The 26,338-nt window shown below is 59.8% G+C and carries 31 protein-coding genes; 14 read left to right on the forward strand and 17 right to left on the reverse strand.

Annotation, left to right across the window (positions count from 1 at the left end):
- Positions 1–107: 107 nt before the first annotated feature.
- From N2601_RS11475 to N2601_RS11520, 10 genes are all read right to left on the reverse strand, one after another.
- A complete protein-coding gene (locus N2601_RS11475) occupies positions 108–1,151 on the reverse strand; it encodes a Gfo/Idh/MocA family protein (protein ID WP_104823954.1) in 1,044 nt (347 codons plus the stop codon).
- Between the two features lie 8 nt (positions 1,152–1,159).
- Positions 1,160–1,945, reverse strand: a complete 786-nt coding sequence (locus N2601_RS11480) for a ThuA domain-containing protein (RefSeq protein WP_104823955.1) — start codon at positions 1,943–1,945, stop codon at positions 1,160–1,162.
- Positions 1,946–2,149: 204 nt separating this feature from the next.
- The gene (locus tag N2601_RS11485; protein WP_104823956.1) at positions 2,150–2,491 is read right to left on the reverse strand and encodes an SMR family transporter; all 342 of its coding nucleotides are present in this window, start codon (positions 2,489–2,491) and stop codon (positions 2,150–2,152) included.
- Between the two features lie 19 nt (positions 2,492–2,510).
- Positions 2,511–3,074: a TetR/AcrR family transcriptional regulator gene (locus tag N2601_RS11490; protein ID WP_104825176.1), complete on the reverse strand. Its 564-nt coding sequence runs from the start codon at positions 3,072–3,074 to the stop codon at positions 2,511–2,513.
- Positions 3,075–3,156: 82 nt separating this feature from the next.
- Positions 3,157–4,257: an ABC transporter ATP-binding protein gene (locus N2601_RS11495; protein ID WP_104823957.1), complete on the reverse strand. Its 1,101-nt coding sequence runs from the start codon at positions 4,255–4,257 to the stop codon at positions 3,157–3,159.
- Positions 4,258–4,310: 53 nt separating this feature from the next.
- Complete coding sequence (locus tag N2601_RS11500) at positions 4,311–5,195, reverse strand: carbohydrate ABC transporter permease (protein WP_104823958.1); 885 nt, start codon at positions 5,193–5,195, stop codon at positions 4,311–4,313.
- Between the two features lies 1 nt (position 5,196).
- Positions 5,197–6,099, reverse strand: a complete 903-nt coding sequence (locus N2601_RS11505) for a carbohydrate ABC transporter permease (RefSeq protein ID WP_104823959.1) — start codon at positions 6,097–6,099, stop codon at positions 5,197–5,199.
- A 72-nt stretch (positions 6,100–6,171) separates the two neighbouring features.
- Positions 6,172–7,440 carry an ABC transporter substrate-binding protein gene (locus tag N2601_RS11510; RefSeq protein ID WP_104823960.1) on the reverse strand — a complete coding sequence of 423 codons (1,269 nt, stop codon included), beginning with the start codon at positions 7,438–7,440 and terminating at the stop codon, positions 6,172–6,174.
- Between the two features lie 246 nt (positions 7,441–7,686).
- Complete coding sequence (locus tag N2601_RS11515; protein ID WP_104823961.1) at positions 7,687–8,580, reverse strand: sugar phosphate isomerase/epimerase family protein; 894 nt, start codon at positions 8,578–8,580, stop codon at positions 7,687–7,689.
- Between the two features lie 4 nt (positions 8,581–8,584).
- Positions 8,585–9,628 (reverse strand): Gfo/Idh/MocA family protein, encoded by a 1,044-nt coding sequence (locus N2601_RS11520; protein WP_104823962.1) that lies wholly within the window; start codon positions 9,626–9,628, stop codon positions 8,585–8,587.
- Positions 9,629–9,763: 135 nt separating this feature from the next.
- Here N2601_RS11520 and N2601_RS11525 point away from each other — a divergent pair, with 135 nt between their 5' ends.
- The 3 genes from N2601_RS11525 to N2601_RS11535 all read left to right on the forward strand — a co-directional run bounded on the left by N2601_RS11525 (position 9,764) and on the right by N2601_RS11535 (position 11,722).
- Entirely contained in the window at positions 9,764–10,807 is a 1,044-nt protein-coding gene (locus N2601_RS11525) for a substrate-binding domain-containing protein (RefSeq protein WP_104823963.1), read from the forward strand.
- Positions 10,808–10,946: 139 nt separating this feature from the next.
- Positions 10,947–11,336 (forward strand): group II truncated hemoglobin, encoded by a 390-nt coding sequence (locus tag N2601_RS11530; protein WP_104823964.1) that lies wholly within the window; start codon positions 10,947–10,949, stop codon positions 11,334–11,336.
- An 8-nt stretch (positions 11,337–11,344) separates the two neighbouring features.
- A complete protein-coding gene (locus N2601_RS11535) occupies positions 11,345–11,722 on the forward strand; it encodes a DUF423 domain-containing protein (protein WP_104823965.1) in 378 nt (125 codons plus the stop codon).
- 43 nt (positions 11,723–11,765) lie between these two features.
- Here N2601_RS11535 and N2601_RS11540 read toward each other — a convergent pair whose 3' ends face one another.
- From N2601_RS11540 to N2601_RS11560, 5 genes are all read right to left on the reverse strand, one after another.
- Positions 11,766–12,080, reverse strand: coding sequence for an antibiotic biosynthesis monooxygenase family protein (locus N2601_RS11540; protein WP_104823966.1), 315 nt, complete (start codon positions 12,078–12,080; stop codon positions 11,766–11,768).
- Positions 12,081–12,098: 18 nt separating this feature from the next.
- Positions 12,099–12,377 (reverse strand): hypothetical protein, encoded by a 279-nt coding sequence (locus N2601_RS11545; protein ID WP_104823967.1) that lies wholly within the window; start codon positions 12,375–12,377, stop codon positions 12,099–12,101.
- Positions 12,374–12,772: a DUF2325 domain-containing protein gene (locus tag N2601_RS11550; protein WP_104823968.1), complete on the reverse strand. Its 399-nt coding sequence runs from the start codon at positions 12,770–12,772 to the stop codon at positions 12,374–12,376. The genes N2601_RS11545 and N2601_RS11550 overlap by 4 nt, the downstream gene beginning before the upstream one ends.
- A 122-nt stretch (positions 12,773–12,894) precedes the next feature.
- Positions 12,895–14,169, reverse strand: coding sequence for an energy transducer TonB family protein (locus N2601_RS11555; protein ID WP_104823969.1), 1,275 nt, complete (start codon positions 14,167–14,169; stop codon positions 12,895–12,897).
- A gap of 4 nt (positions 14,170–14,173) precedes the next feature.
- Positions 14,174–14,620, reverse strand: coding sequence for a hypothetical protein (locus tag N2601_RS11560; RefSeq protein ID WP_104825177.1), 447 nt, complete (start codon positions 14,618–14,620; stop codon positions 14,174–14,176).
- Between the two features lie 194 nt (positions 14,621–14,814).
- On the opposite strand from N2601_RS11560, the gene hemP reads away from it, so the two are divergent.
- The 7 genes from hemP (at position 14,815) to N2601_RS11595 (ending at position 19,860) form a co-directional block, all read left to right on the forward strand.
- Positions 14,815–14,988, forward strand: a complete 174-nt coding sequence (hemP, locus tag N2601_RS11565) for a hemin uptake protein HemP (RefSeq protein ID WP_104823970.1) — start codon at positions 14,815–14,817, stop codon at positions 14,986–14,988.
- Positions 14,989–14,997: 9 nt separating this feature from the next.
- Positions 14,998–16,065: a hemin-degrading factor gene (locus tag N2601_RS11570; protein ID WP_104823971.1), complete on the forward strand. Its 1,068-nt coding sequence runs from the start codon at positions 14,998–15,000 to the stop codon at positions 16,063–16,065.
- A gap of 10 nt (positions 16,066–16,075) precedes the next feature.
- Entirely contained in the window at positions 16,076–17,008 is a 933-nt protein-coding gene (locus N2601_RS11575) for a heme/hemin ABC transporter substrate-binding protein (protein WP_260303091.1), read from the forward strand.
- A gap of 19 nt (positions 17,009–17,027) precedes the next feature.
- A complete protein-coding gene (locus tag N2601_RS11580) occupies positions 17,028–18,122 on the forward strand; it encodes a FecCD family ABC transporter permease (RefSeq protein WP_104825178.1) in 1,095 nt (364 codons plus the stop codon).
- Between the two features lie 7 nt (positions 18,123–18,129).
- Positions 18,130–18,921, forward strand: coding sequence for a heme ABC transporter ATP-binding protein (locus N2601_RS11585; protein ID WP_104823973.1), 792 nt, complete (start codon positions 18,130–18,132; stop codon positions 18,919–18,921).
- Positions 18,922–19,098: 177 nt separating this feature from the next.
- Entirely contained in the window at positions 19,099–19,446 is a 348-nt protein-coding gene (locus tag N2601_RS11590) for a DUF883 family protein (protein ID WP_104823974.1), read from the forward strand.
- A gap of 9 nt (positions 19,447–19,455) precedes the next feature.
- Entirely contained in the window at positions 19,456–19,860 is a 405-nt protein-coding gene (locus N2601_RS11595) for a hypothetical protein (RefSeq protein WP_104823975.1), read from the forward strand.
- A 120-nt stretch (positions 19,861–19,980) separates the two neighbouring features.
- On the opposite strand, the gene N2601_RS11600 is transcribed toward N2601_RS11595, so the two are convergent.
- Entirely contained in the window at positions 19,981–20,532 is a 552-nt protein-coding gene (locus N2601_RS11600; protein WP_104823976.1) for an RNA polymerase sigma factor, read from the reverse strand.
- A gap of 12 nt (positions 20,533–20,544) precedes the next feature.
- On the reverse strand, positions 20,545–20,751 hold the full coding sequence (locus N2601_RS11605; protein WP_028751877.1) for a NepR family anti-sigma factor: 207 nt from the start codon (positions 20,749–20,751) through the stop codon (positions 20,545–20,547).
- A gap of 256 nt (positions 20,752–21,007) precedes the next feature.
- Here N2601_RS11605 and N2601_RS11610 point away from each other — a divergent pair, with 256 nt between their 5' ends.
- The 4 genes from N2601_RS11610 to preA all read left to right on the forward strand — a co-directional run bounded on the left by N2601_RS11610 (position 21,008) and on the right by preA (position 26,163).
- Positions 21,008–21,802: a response regulator gene (locus N2601_RS11610; protein WP_104823977.1), complete on the forward strand. Its 795-nt coding sequence runs from the start codon at positions 21,008–21,010 to the stop codon at positions 21,800–21,802.
- Positions 21,803–21,997: 195 nt separating this feature from the next.
- Complete coding sequence (locus tag N2601_RS11615; RefSeq protein ID WP_199773581.1) at positions 21,998–22,981, forward strand: sensor histidine kinase; 984 nt, start codon at positions 21,998–22,000, stop codon at positions 22,979–22,981.
- Positions 22,982–23,477: 496 nt separating this feature from the next.
- Positions 23,478–24,836, forward strand: coding sequence for an NAD(P)-dependent oxidoreductase (locus tag N2601_RS11620; RefSeq protein WP_104823979.1), 1,359 nt, complete (start codon positions 23,478–23,480; stop codon positions 24,834–24,836).
- Positions 24,837–24,849: 13 nt separating this feature from the next.
- Positions 24,850–26,163, forward strand: a complete 1,314-nt coding sequence (gene preA / locus N2601_RS11625; protein ID WP_104823980.1) for an NAD-dependent dihydropyrimidine dehydrogenase subunit PreA — start codon at positions 24,850–24,852, stop codon at positions 26,161–26,163.
- The last annotated feature ends 175 nt before the right edge of the window (positions 26,164–26,338 follow it).

Below are 26,338 nucleotides of genomic sequence, written 5' to 3' on the forward strand. Positions count from 1 at the left end.
TCGTTTTAATAATAAAAACAAAATATACCTTGGAATTGTACTGTCTTCAAAAGAAACGGCCGCCCGAAGGCGACCGCGTGAACGTCGAAGGTAAAAAAGAGGTGCCGTCAAACCTTTAGTTCGCGTCTCTCCACTTCCGTGACCATCGCAAGATCCAGCACCCGCTGCAGGTTGGCGGCATGGCGGAAGGTCGGGTCCTGATGGCTGCCGGTCATGACGGCATCGGCGAAACGCTGATAATTGGTCGGCACCGGCGGAACCTCGATAACCTTCCACGTCGCCGTTTCGGTATCATCGCCGAGGCAGGCACGCAGTTCGGAGCCAACCGGACTATGGGAAATTTCCAGCCCGCCCCTCTCGCCATAGATACGCAGCTTCAGCTCGTTGAGATGCCCCGTTGCCCAGCGGCTGGCATGCACGACACCGAGCGCACCATTGGCGAAATCGACTGTCATCGAAAAGCTGTCGTTCGCGTCGAGCGTGTATTCGCCGATGCGCTCATCCGGCGCCTTGTTGAAGGTCTTCAGCCGGGCAAAGACATGGTCGATATCCGTCGCCGCGCCATAGGCGGCGAAATCGAGGATATGGATGCCGATATCGCCAAGCACGCCGTTCGAACCATGACCGGTCGACAGCCGCCACAACCACTTGGATTCGCTGCGCCAATCGCCCCAGGCCCTCGAGACGAGCCAGCTTTGCAGGTAGGAGGCCTCCACGTGCTTCACCGTGCCGATCTCGCCCGATATCACCATCTCGCGTGCCCTCTGCAGCGGCGCGACATTGCGATAGGTAAGGTTCACCATATTGACGACGCCGGCGCGTTCGGCCGCCTCCGTCATTTCCAGCGCCTTGTCGTAATTCTCCGCAAGCGGTTTCTCGCAGAGCACATGCTTGCCGGCGGCAAGCAGCGGCAAGGTGGTCGGATTATGCGCCCGATCCGGCGTGACGTTGGTCGCCGCGTCGAACTCGCCCCAGGCGAGCGCTTCGTCCAGCGACGAAAAGCGCTTCTTGATATCGAACATATCGGTGAAGGCCGTGAGCCTCGTCGCATCCGTATCCACGGCACCAACGACCTCGACACCTGGAATACGGGCGAAATGCTCCACATGGTTCTTCGCCATGCCGCCCGTGCCAACAACTATGAGACGCATATTGTACCTCAGCGATAACCGGCTTCGCCGGCCTGGTGGAGTTTCGGGCCACGTTCGACGATCGGCTCCAGCGCCTTTTCGACCGGGACATTCGGCGCATCATGGATGCTCGCCTGCGTGCCGAGCGGATTGTGCGCCCACTTGACGCCGTTGATCAGCACCTTCTGCACGGTCTCATTGTGATAGGTCGGATAGGTCTCGTGGCCGGGGCGGAAATAGAAGATATTGCCCGCGCCGCGACGCCAGGTCATGCCGGAGCGGAAAACTTCGCCGCCCTGGAACCAGGAAATGAACACCGTTTCCAGCGGCTCCGGAACGGAGAACTGTTCGCCATACATTTCCTCGTTTTCCAGCTCGAAATGCTCGCCAAGGCCGGCGGCGATCGGATGGCGCGGATTAATGACCCAAAGACGCTCGCGCTCGCCGGCCTCGCGCCACTTCAATGCGCAGGGCGTGCCCATTAGCCGCTTGAAGATTTTCGAGAAATGGCCGGAATGCAGCACGAGAAGGCCCATGCCTTCCCAGACGCGCTTGGCGACACGCTCGACGATTTCGTCCTTTACGGCGCCGTGGTCCTTATGCCCCCACCAGACGAGGACATCCGTGTCCTTCAGCCGTGCCTCGCTCAGACCATGCTCGGGCTCCTGCAGCGTCGCAGTCGTCGCCTCTATGCCGGCATCCCTATTCAGCGCCTTGGCAATCGTCGTATGCATGCCTTCCGGATAGATCTCAGCGACGACCTTGTTGGTTTGCTCATGGATATTCTCCCCCCAAACGACGGTGCGAATGGTCATTTCGGTGCTCCTCTAAAAACACACTTAATGGAATAGGTTAGCCGATCCAAAGCGCTTTGAGAAATAGCCGCTCAACTCTCCTCTCGGCCTCCTGAGCCAAAGACATAGCCGCTCATTAGCGATTTGACAAAGGCAAAATCGCCGCAACCGAAAACGTTTTCGGTCATATGATATAAACCGTGAATGTAAGGTGTGTAACGCGCTCTAATGCGACACGGATTTCGAAAAAAGATTGACCACGAGCACACCGGCGATGATCAGCCCCAAGCCGATAATGGCAGCCAGATCGAGTTTCTGGCGGAAAAATACCAGGCCGACAACAGAGATCAGCACGATGCCGAGCGCGCTCCAGATGGCATAGGCAATGCCGACCGGAATGACACGCAGGGTCAGCGACAGGAAATAGAAGGCGGCAACGTAACACAGCACAAGCACGATCGAGGGACCGAGGCGGGTGAACTGCTGCGACATCTGCAGAGCCGTCGTACCGATCACTTCCAGTACAATCGCCACCAGCAGCATCGCATAGACAGATGCATTCGCCATTACGGTCTTCCCTTGATTTCTAAAGCTGCGTGAGTTCGATCAGCCGGTCGATCAGTTTTTCACGGGCGCTCTCATCCATCTCATGGCTGCCGAGAAGGTCGGCGAGCCAGAGCCCATCGGTCGCAAGCCGCACGATCGCGGCATCCGCCGAGGAGTCCGTGCCGACATATTCCTCGCTGCGCTCGCGCACCCAGTTCCGCCAGCGTTGCCGCAACTGCGGTTCGCTGAGCAGCACCATCGTCACCTGCGCCCAGTCCTTTGTTTCCTGTGGCTGGTCGCGAAGCGCGAGGCAGGCGCGGAGGTAGCCGCGGGTAAAACGCCCATGCGGCAACGGATCGGCCCGCATCGCCTCTTCGATGGCCCGGTCTAGGCGCTCGAGCAGGCTGTCGAATAACGCCTCCAAGAGGGTATTCTTGTTGGGAAAATGATGCAGCAGCCCGCCCTTGCTCACACCGGAGGCACCGGAAACGGCATCCAGCGTCACCGCCGTCATCCCCTTCTCCGATGCAAGCCGCGCCGCCACCTCCAGCAACTGCTGGCGGACGAGCAAAGGCTGCTTCTTTCTGTGGTGCGCGTCAGACATGCCAACATAACATACCAAATAGACGGTTTCGTCAATGGCAGGTTTGACACTCTGCGCCGGCGGCAGCAATTATTCTCGGCTGCTAGTGCGTACTCTCGATCGCGGAATGATGGGCGACGTCGTTCTGGTCGAAGATTGTCAACTTCGCACTGTTGACCGTAAAGGCGATCGGCGCCCCCGTGGCGATGGTCGTCATGCCCGGGTCGGTCCCGATGATCTTCGAGCCGTCCTTCAGCCTGACATGGACGAGTGAGCGGTCGCCCAATCGCTCCACCGTCTCGACAGTGCCGGCAATGTCGCCCTTCTCCGCCGTCGCGACCACCAGATATTCGGGCCGGATGCCGAGCGTCAGTTCGGACCGCGTTATACCGTTCAGCGGAACCGACGTCTTGATAACAGATCCATCGGGCAAGGTCGCCGTCGCAAAGCCGCCGGCTTCGCCGACATTGGCTACATTGACGAAGTTCATGCCCGGAGAGCCGACGAATTGAGCGACATAGCGCGTCGCGGGCCGCGTATAGATCTCCACCGGCGTCGCCACCTGTTCGATCTTCTTGTTGTTCAGCAACACGATCCGGTCGGCAAGCGTCATCGCCTCCACCTGGTCGTGGGTGACGAAGACCATCGTTGCGCCCAGTCGTTCATGCAATTGAGCGAGCTCGACACGGGTGCGGGTGCGCAGGCCGGCATCGAGGTTGGACAGCGGCTCGTCGAACAGGAAAACCTCGGGCTCGCGCACGATGGCACGACCGATGGCGACACGTTGGCGCTGGCCGCCGGAGAGTTCGGACGGCTTGCGATCCAGCAGATGCGGCATCTCCAATATCTTGGCGGCGGCATCGATGCGCTTTGCGATCTCCGCCTTCGGCGTCTTGATGTTCCTGAGGCCGAACGACATGTTGTCGCGAACCGTCATATGCGGATAAAGCGCATAAGACTGGAACACCATCGACACGCCGCGCTCGCCAGGCGGGAGCTGGTCGACGCGCTTGCCCCCGATCCAGATCTCGCCGCTCGTGATCGATTCAAGCCCCGCAATCATCCGCAGCAAAGTCGACTTGCCGCAGCCGGACCCACCCAGGAACACGACAAACTCTCCGCGCTGAATGGTCAGGTCTATGTCGTTGAGAACCTGCACCGCACCGAAATGCTTGGTGAGGGATTTGATGTTGATACCAGCCACTTTTTCCTCCTCCAGGAGAATTGAACTTCGTCAGACCTGCCTTGTCCCTCGGCCTACTTGACAGCGCCGACCGCTACGCCACGCGTCAGCGTGCGTTGGAAAATCAGGAAGAAGATCACCGTCGGTGTGACGCCGAGCAAGGATGCCGCCGCAATCGCGGTCGGATCCTGGGTATTGGCGCCGGACAACACGCCCATGGCGACGGAGACCGTTTGGTTATTGTTGGAGACCAGGAAAACCAGGGGGATCAGGAACTCGTTCCAGGTCCAGATGAAGAAGAAGGTTGCCAGCACGGCAAGCGTCGGCCGCAGCACCGGTACGATCACCATCCAAAGGATCTGCCAGCGGCTGGCATTGTCGATCTGCGCCGCCTCGATGATCTCCCGTGGGAACGTCGTCAGGACCGATGACAGAAGATAAGTGCCGAATGCGGTGTGCAAGACGCCGATGATCAGGATCACGGAAAGCATCGAGTCGAACAGACCGACCTGCTTGGCCATGTAGTAAAGCGGATAAACCAGTGCTTCCTGCGGGGCCATGATGGAAATCAGCAGGACCACCAGCAATGCCTTTCCGCCCCGCACGCGCCCGATGCCGATGGCATAGGCATTGAGCAGGCTGAGGACGACAGCCAGTATGGCCGTGCACCCGCTGATCAGAATGCTGTTGAAGAGCTTGCGGGTGAAATCGACCGTCGTCCAGAAGTTCTTGAGCGCCGTCAGGTCGAAACTATGCGGCAAGGCAAGCGGACCATTGGCTGCATAGTCCGTCGGCGTCTTGATCGCGTTCAAAGCCGCCAGCAGGAACGGAAAGAGCGTAGCAGCTAGGAAGACGAGCAGGATAGCGAGGACGATCCAGCGGGCAAGGCCCTTCTTCTGGCCGTGATGCACATGCATTTCCGATGCAACCTCGGTCGAAAGCGAAGCCGTGGTCGTCATGTCAGCGTCCTCCCTCTTGTTTCGACTGCATGCGCAGGAAGACGATGCCGAGGACGATCGTCATTGCAGTCTGCAAGGTCGCGATCGCCGCTGCATAGCCGACGCGGTTTGTCGTGAAGAAATGATAGTAAGACAGGTAGGAAGGCACCGTCGTCGCATTGTCCGGGCCGCCGGACGTCAGAACGTAGATCGGCGCGAAGACCTTCAGTGCCGCAATCAGCGTCGTAAGCGCGACGACAAAAATCTCCGGCATGAGCATAGGGATCGTGATGTAACGGAAACGCCCGAACCAGCTCGCATTGTCGAGTTCGGCAGCTTCATAAAGCGAAGGATCCACGCGCGCCAATCCTGACATGAACACCACCAGGCAATAGCCGACCTGGACCCACACGATGACGGCGGAAACGGCCCAGAGGGCATAGCTTGCATCCCCCAGCCAGTTCTGCGCCATGAAATCGAGGCCAATCCCTTTCAGCACCGCATTGATGATGCCGATCGGATTGAGAATCCACGCCCAGAGAACGCCCGCTGCCGTCAGCGGCAAAATCTGCGGCAGATAGAAGCCGGCCCGGAAGAAACTCGACCAAGCCTCGCTGAATTGGGCGCTGATATAGTCGAACAGGACCGCCGCCAGAACCAACCCAAGAAGAATGGGCACGATCGTCATCGAAATGATGAACAGGAGCGTGTGCTGAATCGAACCCCAGAACGCCGCATCAGCGAGCAGCCTTTGGTAGTTCTCGAACCCGACATAGCGCGGTGCGATGTTTCCGCCTTTCCAGGTGGTAAAGCTGATCGCGAAGTTGGCGATCAGCGGCACGAGCACCACCAGGATAAATCCCAGCATGCCCGGGATCATATAAAGGTAGTATCCTGCTCTCCCCGCGTTCTGCGACTTCTCCATCGAATTCCTCCAGTTCGATACGGCGAGGCGGCATTGAAGCCGTCCCGCCGCCATGAATTGCCGCCGATGGTTTTATTGAGCCGCCTGCACGTCGTCGTAGGCCTTCTTCAGGCGCGCGACGAACTGATCGGGCGTCGCCGAGCCATTCACCAGACCGGTGGTTGCCTGGATGAGAAGCTCGTAATAGCCAGGCACCGGCCAGTCCGGATAGAAGCCGAGGCCACCCTTGCTGGAAATCTGGTTGAAAAGCTCCACGTTGCGCTTGCCGACTTCATCGGTGATGGCGGCCGGATCGGCGGCAATGGCGACACCGCCAAGATTTGCCTGCGCGTTCTGGTTTGTCTTGCTCAACACCAGATCGATGAACTCATAGGAAAGATCCTTGTTCTTGGCGCTCTTCGGCACCATGAACATGCTGCCCGTGGAGCCGGTGCTGTATTTCGGCGTCGGGAAGATGAACTGGCTCCACTTGAAGTTCTTGATATTGGTCGCGAAATTGCCGTTGTTCCAGGTGCCGCTGACAAACATCGGCGATTTACCGGACGAGAACAGGTTATCGGCACCGCCGGTGCCCTTGAGACCGGTCGAATCCTTGGAGATGTAACCCTTGCTGACCCAGTCGACGATCTTCTGAGCAGCAAACAGGAAGGGCTTGGTGTCGAGCGGCGCCTTGAGGCCCTGGTAGTTCTTGACCCAGGTGTCATCCGCCTGCGTCAGCGCCAGCGTGTAAAGCAGATGCTGCGCGTTGGAATCGACCGTGCCATAGGCGAGCGGCGTAATGCCCTTCTTCTTGAAAGTATCGAGAGCGGCCTCGAACTCGTCCAGGGTGGTGGGCACCTTCACGCCATTGGCCTGGAACATGTCGATATTATAGAATACCGAGACGAATTCGGCGTAGGCAGGAATGCCGATCATCGGGCCGGAGCCATAGATGCCGTTCTCATCATATTTGCTGAGCTGCGTATTGGTTTCGTTGAGGATCTTGTCCCAACCGCGCGACTTGAATTCATCGTCGAGCGGCGTCAGCAGCCCCTGCGAAGCGACGAGGCCGGCCGTGGCGTTACCCTTGTTATATTCGAGCACGTCCGGCGCCTGATCCGAATTAAGGATGAGGCTGCCAGCCTTCTGTAGCTGCTCGAAGGTCTTCTGTTCGAAATTGATAGTGATGTCGGGATGCTTGGCTTTCAGTTCGCCCAGCGCCTGCGTCCATGCCTTGGCCTGGGCAGTATCCGGCAGCTCGTACCACCAGACGTTAAATGTCTTGCCCTGGGCTTGCGCCACACCGGCAGCCAACAGGAGCGACATGCCGGCGGTGAGCGCCAGCTTCGAAAACATGTTCATATATTCTCCTCCACTTCGCGAACCTGACGGTACCCGTCCGACGGCATGGCTCGCGATGCCTGTCGGCGCGTTCCTCTCGACTTTACGTCTGTCCGCCAACCTAGCCCGGCAAACAGTCTTCAGACCTCTCAACGCTCCTCCGTTTCGATGTCCGGGCCGGTCTGGAGCGTTACAAAGCGCCGCTCCAGCCCCTCGATTAACGCACAACTCTTTTCTTAAATCGATCCCGATCCAAACGGTCGCGTCCTATTCGACGAATTCGCCACCGCGACTCTTCTTCAGATAGTTCAGACCGTGGATCTGGCCAGTCATTTCCAGCGCATCGCGATAAACCGGATCATGCCAGCCTTCGATGTCGATCGAACCGGACCAGCCGGCCAGGCGCAGCTCGGAGATGATGTCCGTCCAATTGCTGTCGCCAAAGCCCGGCGTGCGCATGAAGACGAACTTCTCCTTGCCGAAAATGCCGTGTTCGCGGATGACGTCCCAGCGGATCGTCGCATCCTTGCCATGGACGTGGAAGATCTTCTTTGCCCATTTACGGATCTGCGGCAGCGGCTCGATCAGATAGACCATCTGATGGCACGGCTCCCACTCCAGGCCGAGATTGTCGTCGGGCGTCTCGTTGAACATCAATTCCCAGGCATCGGGGTTATGCGCGATGTTCCAGTCGCCGGTGGCCCAGTTGCCATCCATGGCGCAATTTTCAAAGGCGATCTTGATGCCTTTGTCAGCGGCGCGCTTGGCAAGTTCGCTCCACACCTGCTTGTAGCGCGGCAGGCTGTCGGTGAGCGGCTTGTTGCGGATGCGGCCGGTAAAACCTGCAACGCAGGTGGCGCCGAAATGATGGGCGTTGTCGATGCAATCCTTCCAGCCCTGCAGCGTCTGCTGGTCGAGCTCGGTGCTTTCGAGCGGATTGCCGAACATGCCGATCGTCGAAATGGTGATGTCGCGGTCGCCGATGGCGGCGATGCAGCGTTTGCCGAGTTCCGCAAGGTTCTGGCCGTTGGTCGTCTGCCAGAAGAAGGGTTCAAAGCTTTCGAAGCCCAGATCGGCGATCTTGGCGATGCCCTTGGCGGCATCCTCGTTCGTCGCCCTGATCATCGTGCCGATGCGGATGGCCTTTGCCGGATTTGTCATGATGTCACTGTCCTTGTGCTGAAATATCGACGCGCCGGCCCGTCTGGGCGCTCTCGATCGCGCCGAGAACCATGGCGAGGCTGCGAATGTTGTCACTGCTTACGGTCTCGGGCGGCTTGCCGGTTTTGATCGCTTCGATGAAGGAGGCGATAACGCTGGCATGGCCATGCGTCTCTTCTTCATGCTTCGGGCCGAGAACCTCGATCGGGGTGAAGCCATGCAACAGCCCCGGTTCGTTGCCGGCGACACTGGCTTCGAAATGCTCCTCGCCGTCCCAGGTCAGCATGCCCTTGCTGCCGGTGAGGCGCCATTGGCTCTCCCAGCTCGTACGCTTACCTTCGGCACACCAGGAGCCGCGATAGCTGAAGACGACATCGTCGGAAAAATCGAAGAGAGCATGGGCCGATGCGCCATGCTTGTACCAGGACCCCACCGGGTTCTTTTCTACGCAGTAGACCGAGACAGGCACCTTGCCGGAAACGAAGCGGGCGGCATCGAAAGTATGGATCGCCATGTCGAGCAGCAGCACATTGTCCATCTCCTCACGAAACCCGCCGAAATGGGGGCCGAGGAAGAAATCGCAATGGACGCCCGTAAGTTCGCCGATCGCCCCCTCCTCCACAAAGCGTCGCATGCGGCGCACGCCGGAGATGAAGCGGCGGTTCTGGATGATGGCATGCACCCTGCCGGTCTCGGCGGCGAGATCGATAAGGGCGGCGCCCTCGGCGAGCGAGGTTGCCATCGGTTTTTCACTCAGGACATGGCAACCGGCCTTCAGGGCCGTCGATACGACACCGAAACGGGCGGCGGGGATGACGACGTCGAACACCAGATCGGCCTTGGTCGCGGCGATAACCTCGGCAAGGTCCGAGCCGATGACGGCATGTTCAAGACCAAATTCCTTCGCAAGACCTTCCGCCGTCGCCCGATTGAGGTCGACCAGGCCGACGATCTGAATGGATTCGGCAAGCGCCGGCGTCAAGGTGATGGCCCTGAGCCAGCCCTTGGACATAGCTCCGCACCCGCACAAAATGGCATTAAATTTCACGATGTCCTCCAGCGGGCGGTGCGTAACCCCTCATGACACGCGCTCCGTAAACGTTTACGATACTATGCGAAAAGATTTTCCTGTGTCAATAGAGGAGGACTATGGAAAATGGCGCATGGAGGAAGACCGCAGCCGATGAAGGGAATTCGTCAGCTTGCCGAGCATCTCGATATCTCGATCGGCACAGTATCACGCGCGTTGAACGGCAAGCCTGATGTCAACGAGGAGACCCGCAAGCGCGTACTCGCCGCCGCAGAACAGCTTGGCTATGTGGCGAACCAATCAGGGCGCAGCCTGCGGCAAGGCACGACGAACGTCATTGGGCTGATGATCCAATCCAGCAGGGAGACTGTTGAAAACAGCGATAATTTCTTTTTGACCGTAACAGGCGGGCTGCAGAGCGTATTGTCGCGCCACAAGCTCGATCTGATCATGTTGCCCTGTCCGCATGACGAAGACCCCTATGAATATCTGAAGCGCATGGTGGCGAGACGCATCGCCGATGCGCTCATCATTTCGGAGACGCATCGCGTCGACAAGCGTTTCGACTTGCTCGCCAAGGCGAAGATCCCTTTCGTAGCACTCGGGCGCAGCCTTTCGGGCACGCAGCATCCATGGGCAGACCTCGATTTCGACGGCGTCGTCAACTGCGCAGTCGACCGGCTCGTGGCGCATGGACATCGCCGCATCGCCATCAGCGCCCCCGCTAGCGACATCAATCTCGGCTTCGTTTTCGTGGAAGGCTATCGCCGCGCGCTGGAGCGGCATCGCATCGCCTACGACCCGGCCTTGGTCATTCGCGCCAAATCGAGCGAACAGGGTGGGTATCAAGTCGCCGACGAGCTGTTGCGGCTCGAACAAAGGCCAACGGCCGTGATCCTGATCTACGAACTGATGGCTATCGGCCTCTATCGGCGCATGATGGAAGCCGGCATCATTCCGGGACGCGATATTGCCGTCGTCAGCTTCCGCGAGGCGCCGCGCGCCAAATTCCTGCAGCCGGCGCTGACCTGCTTTCGCACCTCACTGCACGACCTTGGCGTCGAACTGGCCGAAATCCTGCTTTCCGGCATGCCCGCCTACAGCCAGGAATATCCCAGGAAGACGCGCCAGACGATCTGGCCGCTCGAACTCATCCCCGGGGAAAGCGACAGTTTCCATCTGATGGCGGCCGAATAACGCACGATCTCGGAAGATGCGGAGCAGCTTTTAAACAAGATCATGCCACCGCAGCGCCGAAACGCCGCATGCAGGCTATCGACAGTTGCAGCCAGCCTCACGAGTTGCCATGTAGAGCGCAGCGAATGGGGGCCGGCATTTGAGCGAAGAGACCATCACACTTTACCAGGCAATCGGCGGCGACCGGACCGTGCGGGCGCTGACGGCGCGCTTCTACGAACTAATGGATACGTTGCCGGAAGCAGCAAACTGCCGCGCCGTGCATCCGCCAAGCCTCGAAGGCTCCGAAGAAAAGCTCTACGAATATCTGACCGGCTATCTTGGCGGACCGCAGCTCTATATCGAAAAGCGCGGTCATCCGCGCCTGCGCAGCCGCCATTTCGTTGCCGCGATTGGGCCTAGCGAACGCGACGAATGGCTCCTCTGCTTCCGCCGCGCCATGGACGAAACCATCGAGAACGAGAAGCTTCGGGCCATCATCTGGGAGCCGATCGAGCGCCTCGCCTTTCATATGCAGAACCGGGAATGAGAAAAGACATGAGCTTCAGCGCCACAATCCGTCCGCTCACCCTGTTTGTCGCCGGCATTCTCGGCGGCGCCGGTGTCGCGCTTGCGGCGGCAGCATCCCATGGCGGCGATGCGCATTTTCTCGGCTCTGCCGCAACCATGTGCCTGGCCCATGCCCCTGCCCTGCTTGCCCTCTATGCCGGATACGATCGCATCCGCACCGCGCCGGTGGCGGCGGTGCTGCTTGGGTTGGGAACACTGATCTTTGCCGGCGATCTCATCAGCCGCCATTTCGGCGGTGACTCGCTTTTCCCATTGGCCGCACCAACAGGAGGGCTCGGCATGATAGCGGGTTGGGCTGTGGTGGCTCTGGGAGCGTTCTTTAAAAGAGCCGTGACGGAAGCTTGAAGAACCGCCGATTATCTCGCCTGACTGATATGTAGCGACGCCGTCAAACCCCGGCGACCACATTGAATCCCTCGAAGCGAGGCGGTCCCCAATAGAGCGCCTTGTTATCTCCGGCGTTGCGGTGCGCCATGCGGAAATTCTCGGATTTGGTCCAGTTGAGGAAATCCTCTTCGGTGCGCCAGATCGTATGCGAGGAAAACAGCGTAAAGCCCTCTTCCACATTTGTGCCGCCGCGCAGCAGGCGGAATTCTACGAAACCCGGGACCTCTTCCAACCGTGAATCGCGACCTTTCCAGACGGCTTCAAAAGCGCTCTCGGAACCGATGACGACCTTGAAGCGGTTCATCGCAATATACATGGCTGGATCTCCCGACAGTCAGACCTTCTTGCGGCGCTCGGCAGTTTTGCCCGGCTGCTGTGTAAAGGCAATGACATTCGTGCCGTCGCGCGCAGAAATGCCGAGCGGCGTCTCCGGTTCTTCGCCTGGAAGCCGCGTTTGCCAAAAGGGAAAAGCCGTCACGTTCGGAGCCTGCCGTCGCTCTTCGGCGCGGCGCATCAGCAGCTCGTAGAGTTCCGGCACCAAGCCGTCGCCCTTCTGCGAGGCCAGCCTGTGCAGGCCGATCATCATGAACCCGTCAGGGCCTTTGTCAGTCATCGGGAATTGTCTCGTTCGTTCATCGTCTGTAGCGCCCGCTCGAGGCTCGACTTGCTGCCGTTGCGCAAGGGTATGAAAGCCTTGCCGAATTTCTTGCAGCCGGTCTTCACCCGCAGGCAGGCATCGTGACTGATACAGTCGATCGGGCAGAAGACGCAGTCGACGGAGGGCAGCACGGTGTCGATGCGCGACACGGCCTCGCGCAAGCCGCCGTCGTGGTGGATCAGCTCAGCGCCAAAACTGCTGGCGATCTGACGAAGATGCGCCACCTGGCAATCCCGGCCGCCGACATAAAGGAAACTGCGCCCGTCGAGACTGGATCTTGCCGATACCTGCGCCGGCGTTTGCGCCTCGCTGCTATCGCGGCCAAAATCCTTTTTCCCCTTACGCGCCATGCATCACCCGTTTGCTGGTTGCTCTTGCGCGCTCGATTCCGGCGAGCGCAAGCGGACCATATTAAAGTTGATTTTTGCAGTAAAGTATAAAGTTGATAATTTATGTCATATTTTATTGCTGGCTATCGCCCTGTCACCTGAACCTCTTGCGTGAAGGACCAGCTAGGCTTGCCCCATTCCGGTGGCAGCGGCGGAAACGGCGCGGCGCGGCGAACACCATCGGTAACGGCTTCATCCAGTTCAGGAATGCCGGAACTCCGCGCTACGGAGAGGGAACTGAGCTCACCGCCCGAACCGATCGTCAGACGCACACGAACCGTTATGCCCTTTTCGTATTTCGACGACAGGCGGACAGCGCGGCGAATGCGGGACTGCACTTTGCCTGGATAATTGGCAACGGCCGCACTGCCTGAGCCGCTGCGCTGGCCATCGGTTAGCGAATTGGTATTCGACTGCGCGGTTTCGGTGCCTTCTGCAGAACCCTTCTTCGAATCCTGCTCGCTCTCACCGCCCGAGCCGGCCTTCTTTACGGCCTTCGGCACCGGCTTCTTGACGACGTCTTTCGGCTTCTCGACAGGCTTGGCTTGTTGAGCCGGTTTTTCGACCGGGGTCACCACTTCAGTGGGCGGTATGGCCGCTTGTGCAGTTTCCGTCGGCTGCACTTCAACCGGTTCCGCGGGTCGGACTTCGGTAGACTCAGCATCTGTCGGCTGGACAGATGCCGTCATCGGCTGAACCACTGTCGTCTCGGCCGGCGCCTGCGTCGCCAGCACCTCCGGCTCCGGGCTGACGACCGTTTCCGGGGACACCTGTTGCGACGGCTGTGCGGCCTCCATGGTTTGAGGCATCGGCTGAACAGCTTCCGTTTCTGCGGGCGTTACATCGGCTGGCTGCACCGTCTCCGGCTGCACGGCATCTGCCGTTATCTCTTCGGGCTGCGGGTCCTTGCTTTCCTCGCCTGCCGACATCTGGTCCATATCGGAGCTGCCGAGCATGATGACGCTGACGGTATCGCCTGCCTCTTCCACAGCATCTTCGGGCGTTGCAACCATCGTCACCAACAAAGCGGCGACAATGGCAGCGTGAAAGAGGAAGGAGCCTACGCAGGCGAAGGTGACTGTTCTCTTACCCAGCGCGAGGACGCGATCCGGTCTCTCCGCCGACAGATCCATGCTGGGCGGCCCCGACGCATCCGCCACGGGCTCACTCGGATGGGCAGGAAACGAACCAATCTGGGCAAAGCGGCTGTAATGAACAACCGCCTCGGCGGCCGGCGGGCTCGGCAGGCCGTCAAGGCCGGCTAGCTCGTGGCCGGGAAGCACACTCGGATTGTTGTCATTCATGTCACCGCCGGCGCGGCGACGCTCGATGGAAACCTTGACCGAGCGCGAGGCCATAGTCTCAGCCTTCGAAAGGAACGGAAAGCTGTGAACGCGTCGTGAGCGCGGCCTTACACTGCCCCGCCGCCGGACCATCGCACACCGGCGTATCGTTGATGATGATGCGGCTGACACTCTCGCACTTCACACCGGGCATATCAAATTGCCGCACCCGCTTCTTGCCGACCGGCAGGTCGCGAAAATCAAGAACGGTCACGCGGTCGACCGCATTCTTGTCGTTGAAGAAGGCAAGCTCGAAGGAGATCTTGCCGATCGGTGTTGCCAGATCGTTTTCCGCGACGAAGGTCATCATGCAGCCCTTCTGAGACGGCACGAGCGCATTAAGTTCGACACTGAGCTTCGGCGCATTCGCCGAAGCCGCGGTCGCATCTTGCGCGAAGGCCGGGAGGCAGGAGGCAATGGTGAACAGCCCGCCGGCAGCCAGCGCCAAAATCGTTTTCGTCGGCATCGGCAATCTCTCCTGAATATCTGCTGGCGGACGCGAATCGAACATCGATGCTCCTGCGCGCATCGCCCAAAATTTAAACTTGACTCTTACAGTCTTCTATTGCGTCTTTAGAAAACATTGAGTATGTGAGTCAAGATAAATCTGGCCGGACCAGAACCCGGCTTCCTATGAATTTTCAGGCCAAACCAAGCAGGATGATTGCTGAGAAAACACCAATACAGCCGGTGCCGCCAACAGCCGCACCGCACATTAGAATTGTCGAGAGCACGGATATTTTTCGTGGCCAGACTGAAATCATGATCAGGCACGAGGGCATCATCTACCGGATGAAAATCACGCGCCAAGGCAAACTCATTCTCAACAAATAGGCATTGCAGATGACTGAGACGACTAGAGAAACGATCCGATTGGCCCCAGCCGATATCCGCGCCTTCCGCGCCGAAAATTCGAAAATGCGCGAGCGCGATATCGCCGCTCGATTGGGCGTTTCCGAAGCGGCGCTAGTTGCCGCGGAAGTCGGCATTTCCGCTATTCGTATCGATGCCGATGCCCACCGGTTCCTTGCCCACGTCGCTTCCCTCGGCGAAGTCCTGGCGCTGTCGCGCAACGAAAGCGCCGTGCATGAAAAGATCGGGGCTTACGAAAACATCAAATCAGGCGTGCAGGCGGCCATCGTGCTCGGCGAAAACATCGATCTGCGCATCTTCCCGAAGCGCTGGGCGCATGCCTTCGCCGTCACCAAGACGGATGGCGACCAGCAGCGGCTCAGCCTGCAATTCTTCGATAAGGCCGGCGACGCCGTTCATAAGGTGCATTTGCGCCCCGCCTCGAATGTCGAGGCCTATCACGCCATCGTCGCCGAACTGCGGCTCGAAGATCAGTCGCAGGATTTTTTAGAGGATCGCTCGGGCTACGATAACGGCGAGATCGACGGCGATGTCAGCCGGGACGAACTGCGCGACCACTGGAGCCGCATGACGGACACGCATGAATTCTTCGGCATGCTGAAAAAGCTGAAGATCGGCCGCCAGGCGGCGATCCGCACGGTCGGCGACGATTATGCCTGGAAGTTGGAGACGAACGCGGTCGCTGAGATGATGCATGCTTCCGTTCGCGAAGGTCTGCCTATCATGTGCTTCGTCGCCAATGACGGCATCGTGCAGATCCATTCCGGGCCGATTTTCAACGTCCAGGCCATGGGGCCCTGGATCAACATCATGGACCCTACCTTCCATCTGCATCTGCGCCAGGATCACATTGCCGAGGCCTGGGCCGTGCGCAAGCCGACGAAGGACGGTCACGTCACCTCGCTCGAAGCCTACAACGCCAAAGGCGAGATGATCATCCAGTTCTTCGGCAAGCGGAAGGAAGGCTTCGACGAGCGTCCCGACTGGCGCGCCATCATCGAGAACCTGCCGAAGGCCGACGCCAGCGTCGCCGCGTAAGGATCGGGCCATGACGATGTTGAAGAACCTCAAGCGCATCAAGCCGTGGGAAATCGCGCTGACGGCGCTGGTGATGACTCTACCACTGGTCCCCGCAAGCCCGGTCAAGGGCGGCTATAGCCTGGTCGAGCGTGCCCATGCCGCGGAAGCGCCGAAGATCGACACGTCTCGCCTGGTCTCGATTGGCGGCGATGTCACCGAGATCGTCTACGCACTCGGCGAGGAAGGCAGGCTGATCGCCCGCGACTCCACCAGCATGTATCCGGAATCGGCAGCCAAGCTGCCTGATGTCGGCTATATGCGCGCGCTATCGCCGGAGGGCATCCTAGCCGTCAATCCGACTGCCATCATCGCGGTGGACGGCTCCGGCCCGCCGGAGGCTCTTACGGTGCTGCGCAATGCCAGCGTGCCTTTCGAAACCGTACCGCAAACTTATGACCGCGACGGCATCTTGAAGAAGATCGACGTCGTCGGCTCGCTGCTCGGCGTGCCGGATAAGGCGAAGGCGCGCGAAGACAAGGTTGCCGCCGATCTCGACGCTGCGATTACAGACTCCGGGAAACGCCCTGAAGCCGAACGCAAACGCGTGCTATTCATCCTGAGCAACCAGAACGGCAAGATCCTCGCTTCCGGCGGCGCCACCGCCGCCGACGGCATCATCAAGCTTGCCGGCGCCATCAATGCCGTCGACAGTTTTTCGGGCTACAAGCCACTGACCGACGAAGCGATCATCGAGGCCAAGCCGGACGTCATCCTGATCATGGATCGCGAAGGTCCGCTGTCGATAAAAGAGGACGACCTCTTGAAGCAGCCGGCGATTTCGCTGACGCCCGCGGCGAGCCACAAGGCGATCATCCGCATGGACGGCCTGCACCTGCTCGGCTTCGGGCCGCGTACCGCCAGCGCCGTGCGCGAGCTGAACGCCGCGATCTACGGAGGCTGAGGTGGCGCTCAACGAGGTCATGCCGGGGCTGAAGCGCATGTCGCACAGAAGGGACCGCCGTCATCACGAGGGCGACCGTACTGCGCTCTCCCTCTTCGTTTTGGCTGGCCTCGTGATCTCCGCCTTCCTTGCGTTCTCGTTTTCGATCACGACCGGCGCCTCCGATGCCTCGATCGTCGACGTCATCGGCAGCATGATAAGCGGCGGTGCGGACAGCGCATTGAGCAGCCGCGACCGTATCATCATCTTCGACATCCGCCTCCCCCGCGCCATTCTCGGATTCCTGATCGGTGGCGGTCTCGCAGTCTCCGGCGCGGTCATGCAGGGCCTGTTCCGCAATCCGCTGGCCGATCCCGGCCTGATCGGCATTTCGGCCGGTTCCAGTCTCGGCGCGGTCGGGATGATCGTCCTCGGCGGCGGCATCCTTGCCCCCGTCGCGCATCTCTTCGGCATCTTTTCCCTGCCGATCGCCGCTTTCATCGGCGGCCTCGTCACGACCGTGCTTCTCTACAGAGTGGCGACGCGGCACGGACAGACATCCATAGCGACCATGCTCCTGGCCGGTATTGCGCTCGGCGCGCTGGCGCTGGCGGCGACCGGCCTGCTGATCTACATGGCAGATGATCGGCAATTGCGTGATCTCACCTTCTGGAGCATGGGGTCGCTCGCCGGTGCGACCTGGACCAAGATCGCCGCCGCCGGACCGATCATCGTCCTCTCCATGCTGCCACTGCCCTTCATGGCACGCGGTCTCAATGCACTGACGCTCGGCGAAGCGGCAGCCTTCCACATGGGAGTCGCCGTGCAGCGGCTAAAGAATATTGCTATCGTCAGCGTTGCGGCCGCAACCGGCGCCTCCGTCGCGGTCAGCGGCGGCATTGGCTTCGTCGGCATCATCGTGCCGCACATCCTGCGCATGGCGATCGGCCCGGATCATCGCTTTCTGCTGCCGGCCTCCGCCCTGCTCGGCGGCTCGCTGCTCATGATCGCCGACGTGGTGGCCCGCACCGTCGTCTCGCCTGCCGAACTGCCGATCGGCATTATCACCGCTGGTGTCGGCGGGCCTTTCTTCCTGTGGATGCTGCTTCGGCAGCGTTCGCGCCTCAGCCTGTGAGTTTTCGATGATCGACGTCTCTGACCTTTCCGTCCGGTTCTCCGGCAAGACAGTCGTGCACGACGTTTGCTTTACCGCCGAAGCCGGCGCGCTGACGGCGATCTGCGGGCCGAACGGTTCGGGCAAGACGACGACCATGAAGGCCATTTCGGGGGAGCTCGCCTATCAAGGTTCGGTGCGCCTCAACGCATCGGAGATCGGCAGCCTTCAAGCCTGGCAACTGGCGGAAATGCGTGGCGTGCTGCCGCAGGCGAGCACCATCTCTTTTCCCTTCACCGTTCGCGAAATCGTCCGCATGGGGCTGACGAGCGGCCGCAACAGCCGTCCCGAGCAGGCCGATCGCATCGCCGCGGAGGCGCTCTCCTCCGTCGATCTCGCCGGCTTCGAAGGGCGCTTTTATCAGGAGCTTTCCGGCGGCGAGCAACAGCGCGTCCAGCTCGCCCGGGTGCTATGCCAGATCTCCGAACCCATCGTCGACGGCAAGCCCTGCTGGCTGCTTCTCGATGAACCCGTCTCCAGCCTCGATATCAGCCATCAACTGACCATCATGACGCTCGCCCGGCAATTCTGTCGGCGCGGCGGCGGCGTCATCGCCGTCATGCATGATCTGAACCTCACGGCTCTCTTCGCCGACCAGATAGTCCTGCTCAAGAACGGACGGCTGCGAGCAGCAGGCCCCGTGGGGGACGTTCTGACCGACCAGCATTTGCAGGATGTCTTCGGCTGTGCGCTCAGGGTCAATCGCGTACCCATCGACGGCGTCCCATTCGTTCTCGCCCACAGTGCACTGACGCACTGACCTTCCTTTCGTCAAATCCGGAACTTTTCGTTGCATCGCCGCGTTGATGATCGGTGATCCAGATCAATGTTCTGCGCAATCAGCAGCAACATGTCTGGCAGCATTCGCTCATCGCAAAAGTCGGCGCAGCTTTGCGGCGCCAGGCCACAGACGCTAACGACGTAAGGGAGCAAGACCATGGCAACCATCCTCCATTCGGCGCGAGCTAAGCGTAATGGCGGCAGCCTACATGACCTCGAAGCCAGCATTGAGGAGCAGATCGAACATCTGCGCAACGAAATTGCCGCTTTCGCCAAGATCGTCGGTGAAAACAGCGCGATCCAGAGCAAGACGATGCGCGCGCGCGCCGAAACCGGGCTTGAGGATTTGACAGCTCGCGGCGAAGACCTGCTGCGTGAATTGCAGCACGGCTATGCGAAGGGCACGCGCGAAATGCGAAGGACCGTGCGCCAACACCCCATTGCCACCATCGGGGCTGCTGCAGCTTTCGGATTGGCGTTTGCCCTGCTTCTGTCGCGCCGTTAAGGAGCCGCAATGCTAGCTCCGTTACTCGGCCTGCTTCTCTCGGGCACATTGCATCGCACCGTTGCGCGCACGAAACGCAGCGGTGTTTTCATTGGCATCGCCGCTATCCTCTTTCTGACGGCCTATGCCTTTGCCCTCATAGCGGCCGCCATCTGGCTGGCAACCATTTACGGCGCAGCCGTTTCGGCGCTGCTGATTGCCGCCGGCGCCCTGGTGCTCGCCGTGATCGTTCTCGTCATCATGATGATCATCAACAAGCAGGAAGAACGCCGTGCCCGCGAACGCCGCGCCGCCTTGGAAACCATGGCCGTCGCAGCAATCGGCCTTGCAAAGTCGCAACCGCTGCTGACCGCCGCCATTGCGACCGCCCTGGTGTTCGGCAACTTGATGAGCACAAAGAGGCGGGATGATTAGGGCGACTTGATCGGCTCATGCTGCATCACAAGTCCGCACATCACGGCAAACAGGCGCGCTAAAGCCTCATGGGCGCAACAGAATCCGTCCGCGCCAGCAGGCGAGGACAGATCGCATGATTTAGAAGGCAAACGCCTTGGACGTCAAAGGCGCTGAGGTGGCGTCCGGGCCAAAGTCGGCTTCTCCGGAAATCTGCAGCAATTCCTGCAGGCGCTGCCGGGCGCGGTTGACCCGGCTCTTGATGGTGCCCACGGCGCAGCCGCAGATTTCGGCGGCTTCCTCATAGGAAAAACCGGACGCGCCGACCAAGATGATGGCTTCGCGCTGATCGGGCGGCAATTGATCCAGCGCCTTGCGGAAATCCTGCAGGTCGAGCGCACCGTACTGCGAGGGATGCGTTGCCATCGATTCCGTGAACAGGCCATCACTGTCCTGCACCTCGCGGCCGCTCTTGCGCATCTGGCTATAGAGTTCGTTGCGCAGGATGGTGAAGAGCCAGGCCTTCATATTCGTGCCCATCTCGAAATGGTCCTGCTTGGCCCAAGCCTTCATGATCGTGTCCTGCACGAGATCATCGGCACGGTCGTGGCGGCCGGTCAACGAGATGGCGAAGGCGCGTAAGCTCGGCAGAGCAGCCAGGAGTTCGCGCTTGAAGCTCGGTTGCGGTTCCATGACGCTTCCTCCTTAATCGGAGACTTTTGCGGAAGCCAAACGTTCGGCCTGATCCAGCTTCTCGAGCAGGTCGAGCAAGCGATCCGGGATAGCCTCATCCTGCACCGCGGCATAGAATGAGCGCAGCCGATTGCCGATTTGATTGTTAGGATCGAGGATATCGGCGGCACGCACGTCAGGCCGTTTACGGTCCGCGTCCTCTTGATTTTGGGTGGTCATTTAGCCTGCTCGCTTCCGCATTTCTTGCGTTCATGGATGCGGGGTGTACCTCTATGCACCCCAGTTTGGAAGGTCCTCACGTCCGCTTCGGCCCGAATCGGAGAAGTTGAACCTAGTGTTCGTCGGCAGGGGTAATGTACTTCTCCAAAAAAAGTTCCGGTGCCGAGGAACTTTTTTACTGAATTTGCGTTTGTTTGTCATTGCAGTCTTGGAGGCTGTGTTTCAATTAGGAATTAATAAAGGGCGGGAGCCATTGATGACACTTTCCACACGCATTGCGCCGCATCTTCCTTATTTGCGCCGCTACTCCCGTGCTCTGACCGGGACACAGACATCGGGTGACGCCTATGTCGCGGCGGTTTTGGAAGCGATCATTGCTGATCTTTCCATATTCCCGGACACGTCCAACGACCGCGTTGCACTCTATAAACTCTTCACTCAACTCTTCGGTTCCACGGCGATCCAGATTCCCGAGCCAACCTCTCCCTATGCTTGGGAACAGCGCGCCTCGGTCAATCTTGCCAAGGTTTCTCCGGTCGCCCGCCAGGCCTTCCTCCTCGCCTCCGTCGAAAACTTCCGTCTCGGCGAGATCGCCGACATTCTCGAGGTGACCGAGACCGAGGCCATGAATCTGCTGGACAAGGCATCCCAAGAGATTTCACGCCAAGTCGCCACCGACATCATGATCATCGAGGACGAACCGCTGATTGCGATGGATATCGAGCAGATGGTGGAAAGCCTCGGACATCGCGTCACCGGCATCGCCCGCACCCATGCGGAAGCGGTTGCCCTGCATAATGCCACCAATCCCAGCATGGTGCTCGCCGACATCCAACTTGCCGACGGCAGCTCAGGCATCGACGCCGTCAATGACATCCTCAAGACGTCGAGCATTCCGGTCATTTTCATTACCGCTTTCCCCGAGCGCTTGTTGACCGGCGAGCGGCCGGAGCCGACCTTCCTCGTAACCAAACCATTCAATCCCGATATGGTGAAAGCTCTGATCAGTCAGGCCCTTTTCTTTAATGAAACCACAAAGGTGGCCGCCTGACCCGAATCGACACTTTGTCGCGGAACAAAGAAAGCAACCGGACGTTCCGGGAGCTTAGGGACGCTTTACCGACTGTTATAGCGAGTGATTGTATAAACCGGATTGAGTTCTTCCGGCTGAGAATACCCTGTCGGCGGGGTTCTCGAAATTGGAGTGAAAGGCAAGCCGGTGAATACGACTGAACCATTACCCGGCATGCCTCTAAGTTTTGAAGGCAAGGCCGCTATGATGGAGCGGGCGCTGGGCAGCGCCGGCGTCTCGATCCTCTTTCAGGATACAAGCCTCGCGATCCGCTATGCCGAAAACCTGCCTGACCACCTGAAACCGTCCCTCATCATCGGCGGCACGGACCGCCATCTTTTCGGCGAGAAGGATGGTGAGCACCTCACTCAATTGAAACGCGGAGTGCTCGAAAGCGGCAAGCCCGTCAGCGCGGAAGTGGAGTTCGTGACCGGCGACGGCGTGCGCATCTACGAGCTGAAGATCGAACGCATCGGTGGCCGCAAGCCGCAGGGCCTGCTTTCCGTCATTACCGAGGTCACGGAGACCCGTCACCGCGAAAAGGTGCTGAAATCGCTGCTGCGCGAGCTGTCGCATCGCTCCAAGAACCTCCTGGCGATCATCCAGGGCATAGCGACGCAGACGGCGCGTCATACGCTGTCGCTCGACAATTTTCTGATCAAGTTCCGCGGCCGCCTGCAATCCCTGTCGAATTCGCAGGACCTGATCACCGATTCAAGCTGGCGCGGCGCCTATCTGTTCGAACTTGCCGAAAAGCAATTCGCCCCCTATTGGCCCGATGCCGGCGTGCCGATGCCGATCTACGGGATCAATGCGCATCTCACGCCGAATGCGGCCGTCCATCTCGGCCTTGCCCTGCACGAGCTGATCGTCAATTCCGCCTCACACGGCGCCATTTCCGCCGGCGCCACCAGCATCACGCTGAACTGCAAGGAGTCCGAACTCGATGGCAAGAAGGCGATCGAAGTGGCCTGGTCAGAGCGCTTCTATTTCCCCGCCGACCATGAGTTCGAGGACAACAGCTTCAGCCGCACCGTGCTGGAGCGGGTCGTGCCCACATCGATGAACGGGCGCGCCCAGTTCGCGATCGACGATGACAGCATCGGCTATCGCCTGACGATACCCGAAACCGAATACGAAATCCTGAAGCGCCGCTGACAATCCGAAACGCAGACTGCAAAAGAAAACAGCCAGCGCGAGGGCGGCGCACTGGCTGCTTTTCACTCATCGGGAGGGGACCGTGAGTAGATGCCCGGTGATGAGTTTTGGGGGCGTGCATCGGTTGATGCGATCATCACCAAGACACCTTCTTAACGACCGCGCCCAACCTTGGTTCCATCTTTCTAAAAAAAATTTTGATTTTTTCCCGAGCGTCCATCGCGAACTTCAAAAATGGGCGCCAACGAATGTTTATAGCCACGCTGGACTTGGAAGCGTCCGGCTTACCCTCCAGTCAGCCAGCAATCGATCCTCGAAAATAAACTAAAACATATGTTTAGCGGAGGCCCCTCCGCCGCCCTCCGGGCTAGGCGGCCATGACAGCTATCCCTGTGCTTGCAATGCCGGAACTCTCCAAAATTTTACCGTTTGATAAATTTTTTAACCTGAGTTACCGTTCATTCCACTGGCCGTTTACTATAATGAGGGAACTTCAATGGGACGACTGGAAACTGGGATTCATAAAGGCAGGCTGACGCCGGCCGAATATGATCAGAACTTTTCCGATCTGCATCCGCGCCTTGACCGTCACGAGGCTTTGGTCGCTGCCGACCGCTGTTATTTCTGCTATGACGCGCCGTGCATGACGGCCTGTCCGACCTCCATCGACATTCCGCTATTCATCCGGCAGATCTCGACCGGCAACCCCATCGGCTCGGCCAAGACTATCTTCGACCAGAACATTCTGGGCGGTATGTGCGCCCGAGTCTGTCCCACCGAACAGCTCTGCGAGCAGGCCTGCGTGCGCAATACTGCCGAAGAGCGCCCCGTCGAAATCGGCCGCCTGCAGCGCTATGCTACCGACACGGCAATGGCCGAGAACAAGCAGTTCTATGCCCGTGCCGCTTCGACCGGCAAGAAGATCGCCGTCGTCGGCGCCGGTCCGGCCGGCCTTGCCTGCGCCCACCGCCTGGCGGTGAATGGCCATGACGTCACCATCTTCGACGCCCGCGAAAAGGCCGGCGGCCTCAACGAATACGGCATCGCCACCTACAAGACGGTCGACGATTTCGCCCAGAAGGAAGTTGACTATGTTCTGTCGATCGGCGGCATCGAAGTAAAGCACGGCCAAGCGCTCGGCCGGGATTTCAGCCTTGCCGATCTTTCGTCGCAGTATGACGCCGTCTTCCTCGGCCTCGGCCTCGCCGGCGTCAACGCGCTGCGTGCCGAAGGCGAAGATCTCGACGGCGTCGCCGATGCCGTCGCCTATATCGCCGATCTGCGCCAGGCCAAGGACAAGGCCGATATCGCCATCGGTCGCCGTGTCGTCGTCCTCGGCGGCGGCATGACCGCGATCGACGCTGCCGTGCAGGCAAAGCTGCTCGGCGCCGAAGAGGTGACGATCTGTTATCGCCGCGGCAAGGAGCATATGAACGCCTCGGAATACGAGCAGGACCTTGCCGCTTCAAAGGGTGTCATCATTCGCCACTGGCTGGCGCCGAAGCGTATCCTCGACAAGGACGGCAAAGTCGCCGGCATCGAAGTCGAATATACGGAACTACGCGACGGCAAGTTGACCGGCACCGGCGATACTGGCGTCATCGCCGCCGATCAGATCTTCAAGGCGATCGGCCAGACCTTCGAGGCCTCCGGGCTCGGCGCATTGCGCATGGAATCCGGCCGCATTTCCATCGACGGCGAAGGCCGGACCTCGCTTGACGGCGTCTGGGCCGGCGGCGACTGCGTGCTCGGCGGCGACGACCTGACGGTCTCCGCCGTTGCACAGGGTCGCGACGCGGCCGAATCCATCAATCGTGCGCTCGCTGCCGCCAAGCCGGCCGCTGCAGTCGCCTGAAAGGAGAACCAAAATGGCTGATCTCCGCAATAATTTCATCGGCATCAAATCCCCGAACCCGTTCTGGCTCGCCTCGGCGCCGCCGACCGATAAGGCCTACAACGTCGAACGCGCCTTCAAGGCGGGCTGGGGCGGCGTGGTCTGGAAGACGCTGGGCGAGGAAGGCCCGCCGGTCGTCAACGTCAACGGCCCGCGCTATGGTGCGATCTGGGGCGCCGATCGCCGCCTGCTCGGCCTCAACAATATCGAGCTGATCACCGACCGCGACCTCTATACCAACCTGCGCGAGATGAAGCAGGTGAAGATGAACTGGCCGGACCGCGCCCTGATCGCCTCGATCATGGTGCCCTGCGAGGAGCAGGCCTGGAAGGCCATCCTGCCACTGGTGGAAGAAACCGGTGCCGATGGCATCGAGCTCAATTTCGGCTGTCCGCACGGCATGTCCGAGCGCGGCATGGGCTCCGCGGTCGGACAGGTGCCGGAATATATCGAAATGGTCGTGCGCTGGTGCAAGCAATATACCCGCATGCCCGTCATCACCAAGCTGACGCCGAATATCACCGACATCCGCAAGCCCGCCCGCGCCGCCAAGGCCGGCGGTACGGACGCCGTGTCGCTGATCAATACGATCAACTCGATCGTCTCCGTCGATCTCGACAATTTCGCGCCGAACCCCACTGTCGGCGGCAAGGGCAGCCACGGCGGCTATTGCGGCCCGGCCGTCAAGCCGATCGCGCTCAACATGGTGGCCGAGATCGCCCGCGATCCCGAAACCTACGGCCTGCCGATCTCCGGCATCGGCGGCATCACCACCTGGCGTGACGCAGCCGAATTCCTGGCGCTCGGCGCCGGCAACGTACAGGTCTGCACCGCAGCGATGACCTACGGCTTCAAGATCGTCCAGGAAATGATATCGGGCCTCTCCGACTGGATGGACGAAAAGGGTCACCGCAATCTGGACGACATCATCGGCCGCGCCGTGCCGAATGTTTCCGACTGGCAGTATCTCAACCTCAACTACATCGCCAAGGCAAAGATCGACCAGGACGCCTGCATCAAATGCGGTCGCTGCTACATCGCCTGCGAAGACACTTCGCACCAGGCGATCACCAACATGGTCGACGGCGTCAGGCATTTTGAGGTGATGGACGAGGAATGCGTCGGCTGCAATCTCTGCGTCAGCGTCTGTCCGGTCGAAAACTGCATCACCATGGAAGCCTTGCCGGCAGGCGCGCTCGACAAGCGCACCGGTAAGGCCGTCGACCCGAACTACGCCAACTGGACGACCCATCCGAACAATCCGATGGCTCGGCAGGCGGCGGAGTAACAGCGCCCAAATATCGGCGGGAAGTAAAATGAGGCGGTCGCAGCTTGCTGCGGCCGTCTTTTTCATAGCCGTATTAGCCTTGCTCAGAAAATGTGTCTTGCGGCTCGCGGAAGCACGAAAATCGAGCTATAGGACGCGCGCTGCAGACAATCGCAGCAGCAGCAACACAGAGGAG

The organism is Rhizobium sp. CB3060 (assembly GCF_025200735.1).
Classification (GTDB): domain Bacteria; phylum Pseudomonadota; class Alphaproteobacteria; order Rhizobiales; family Rhizobiaceae; genus Rhizobium.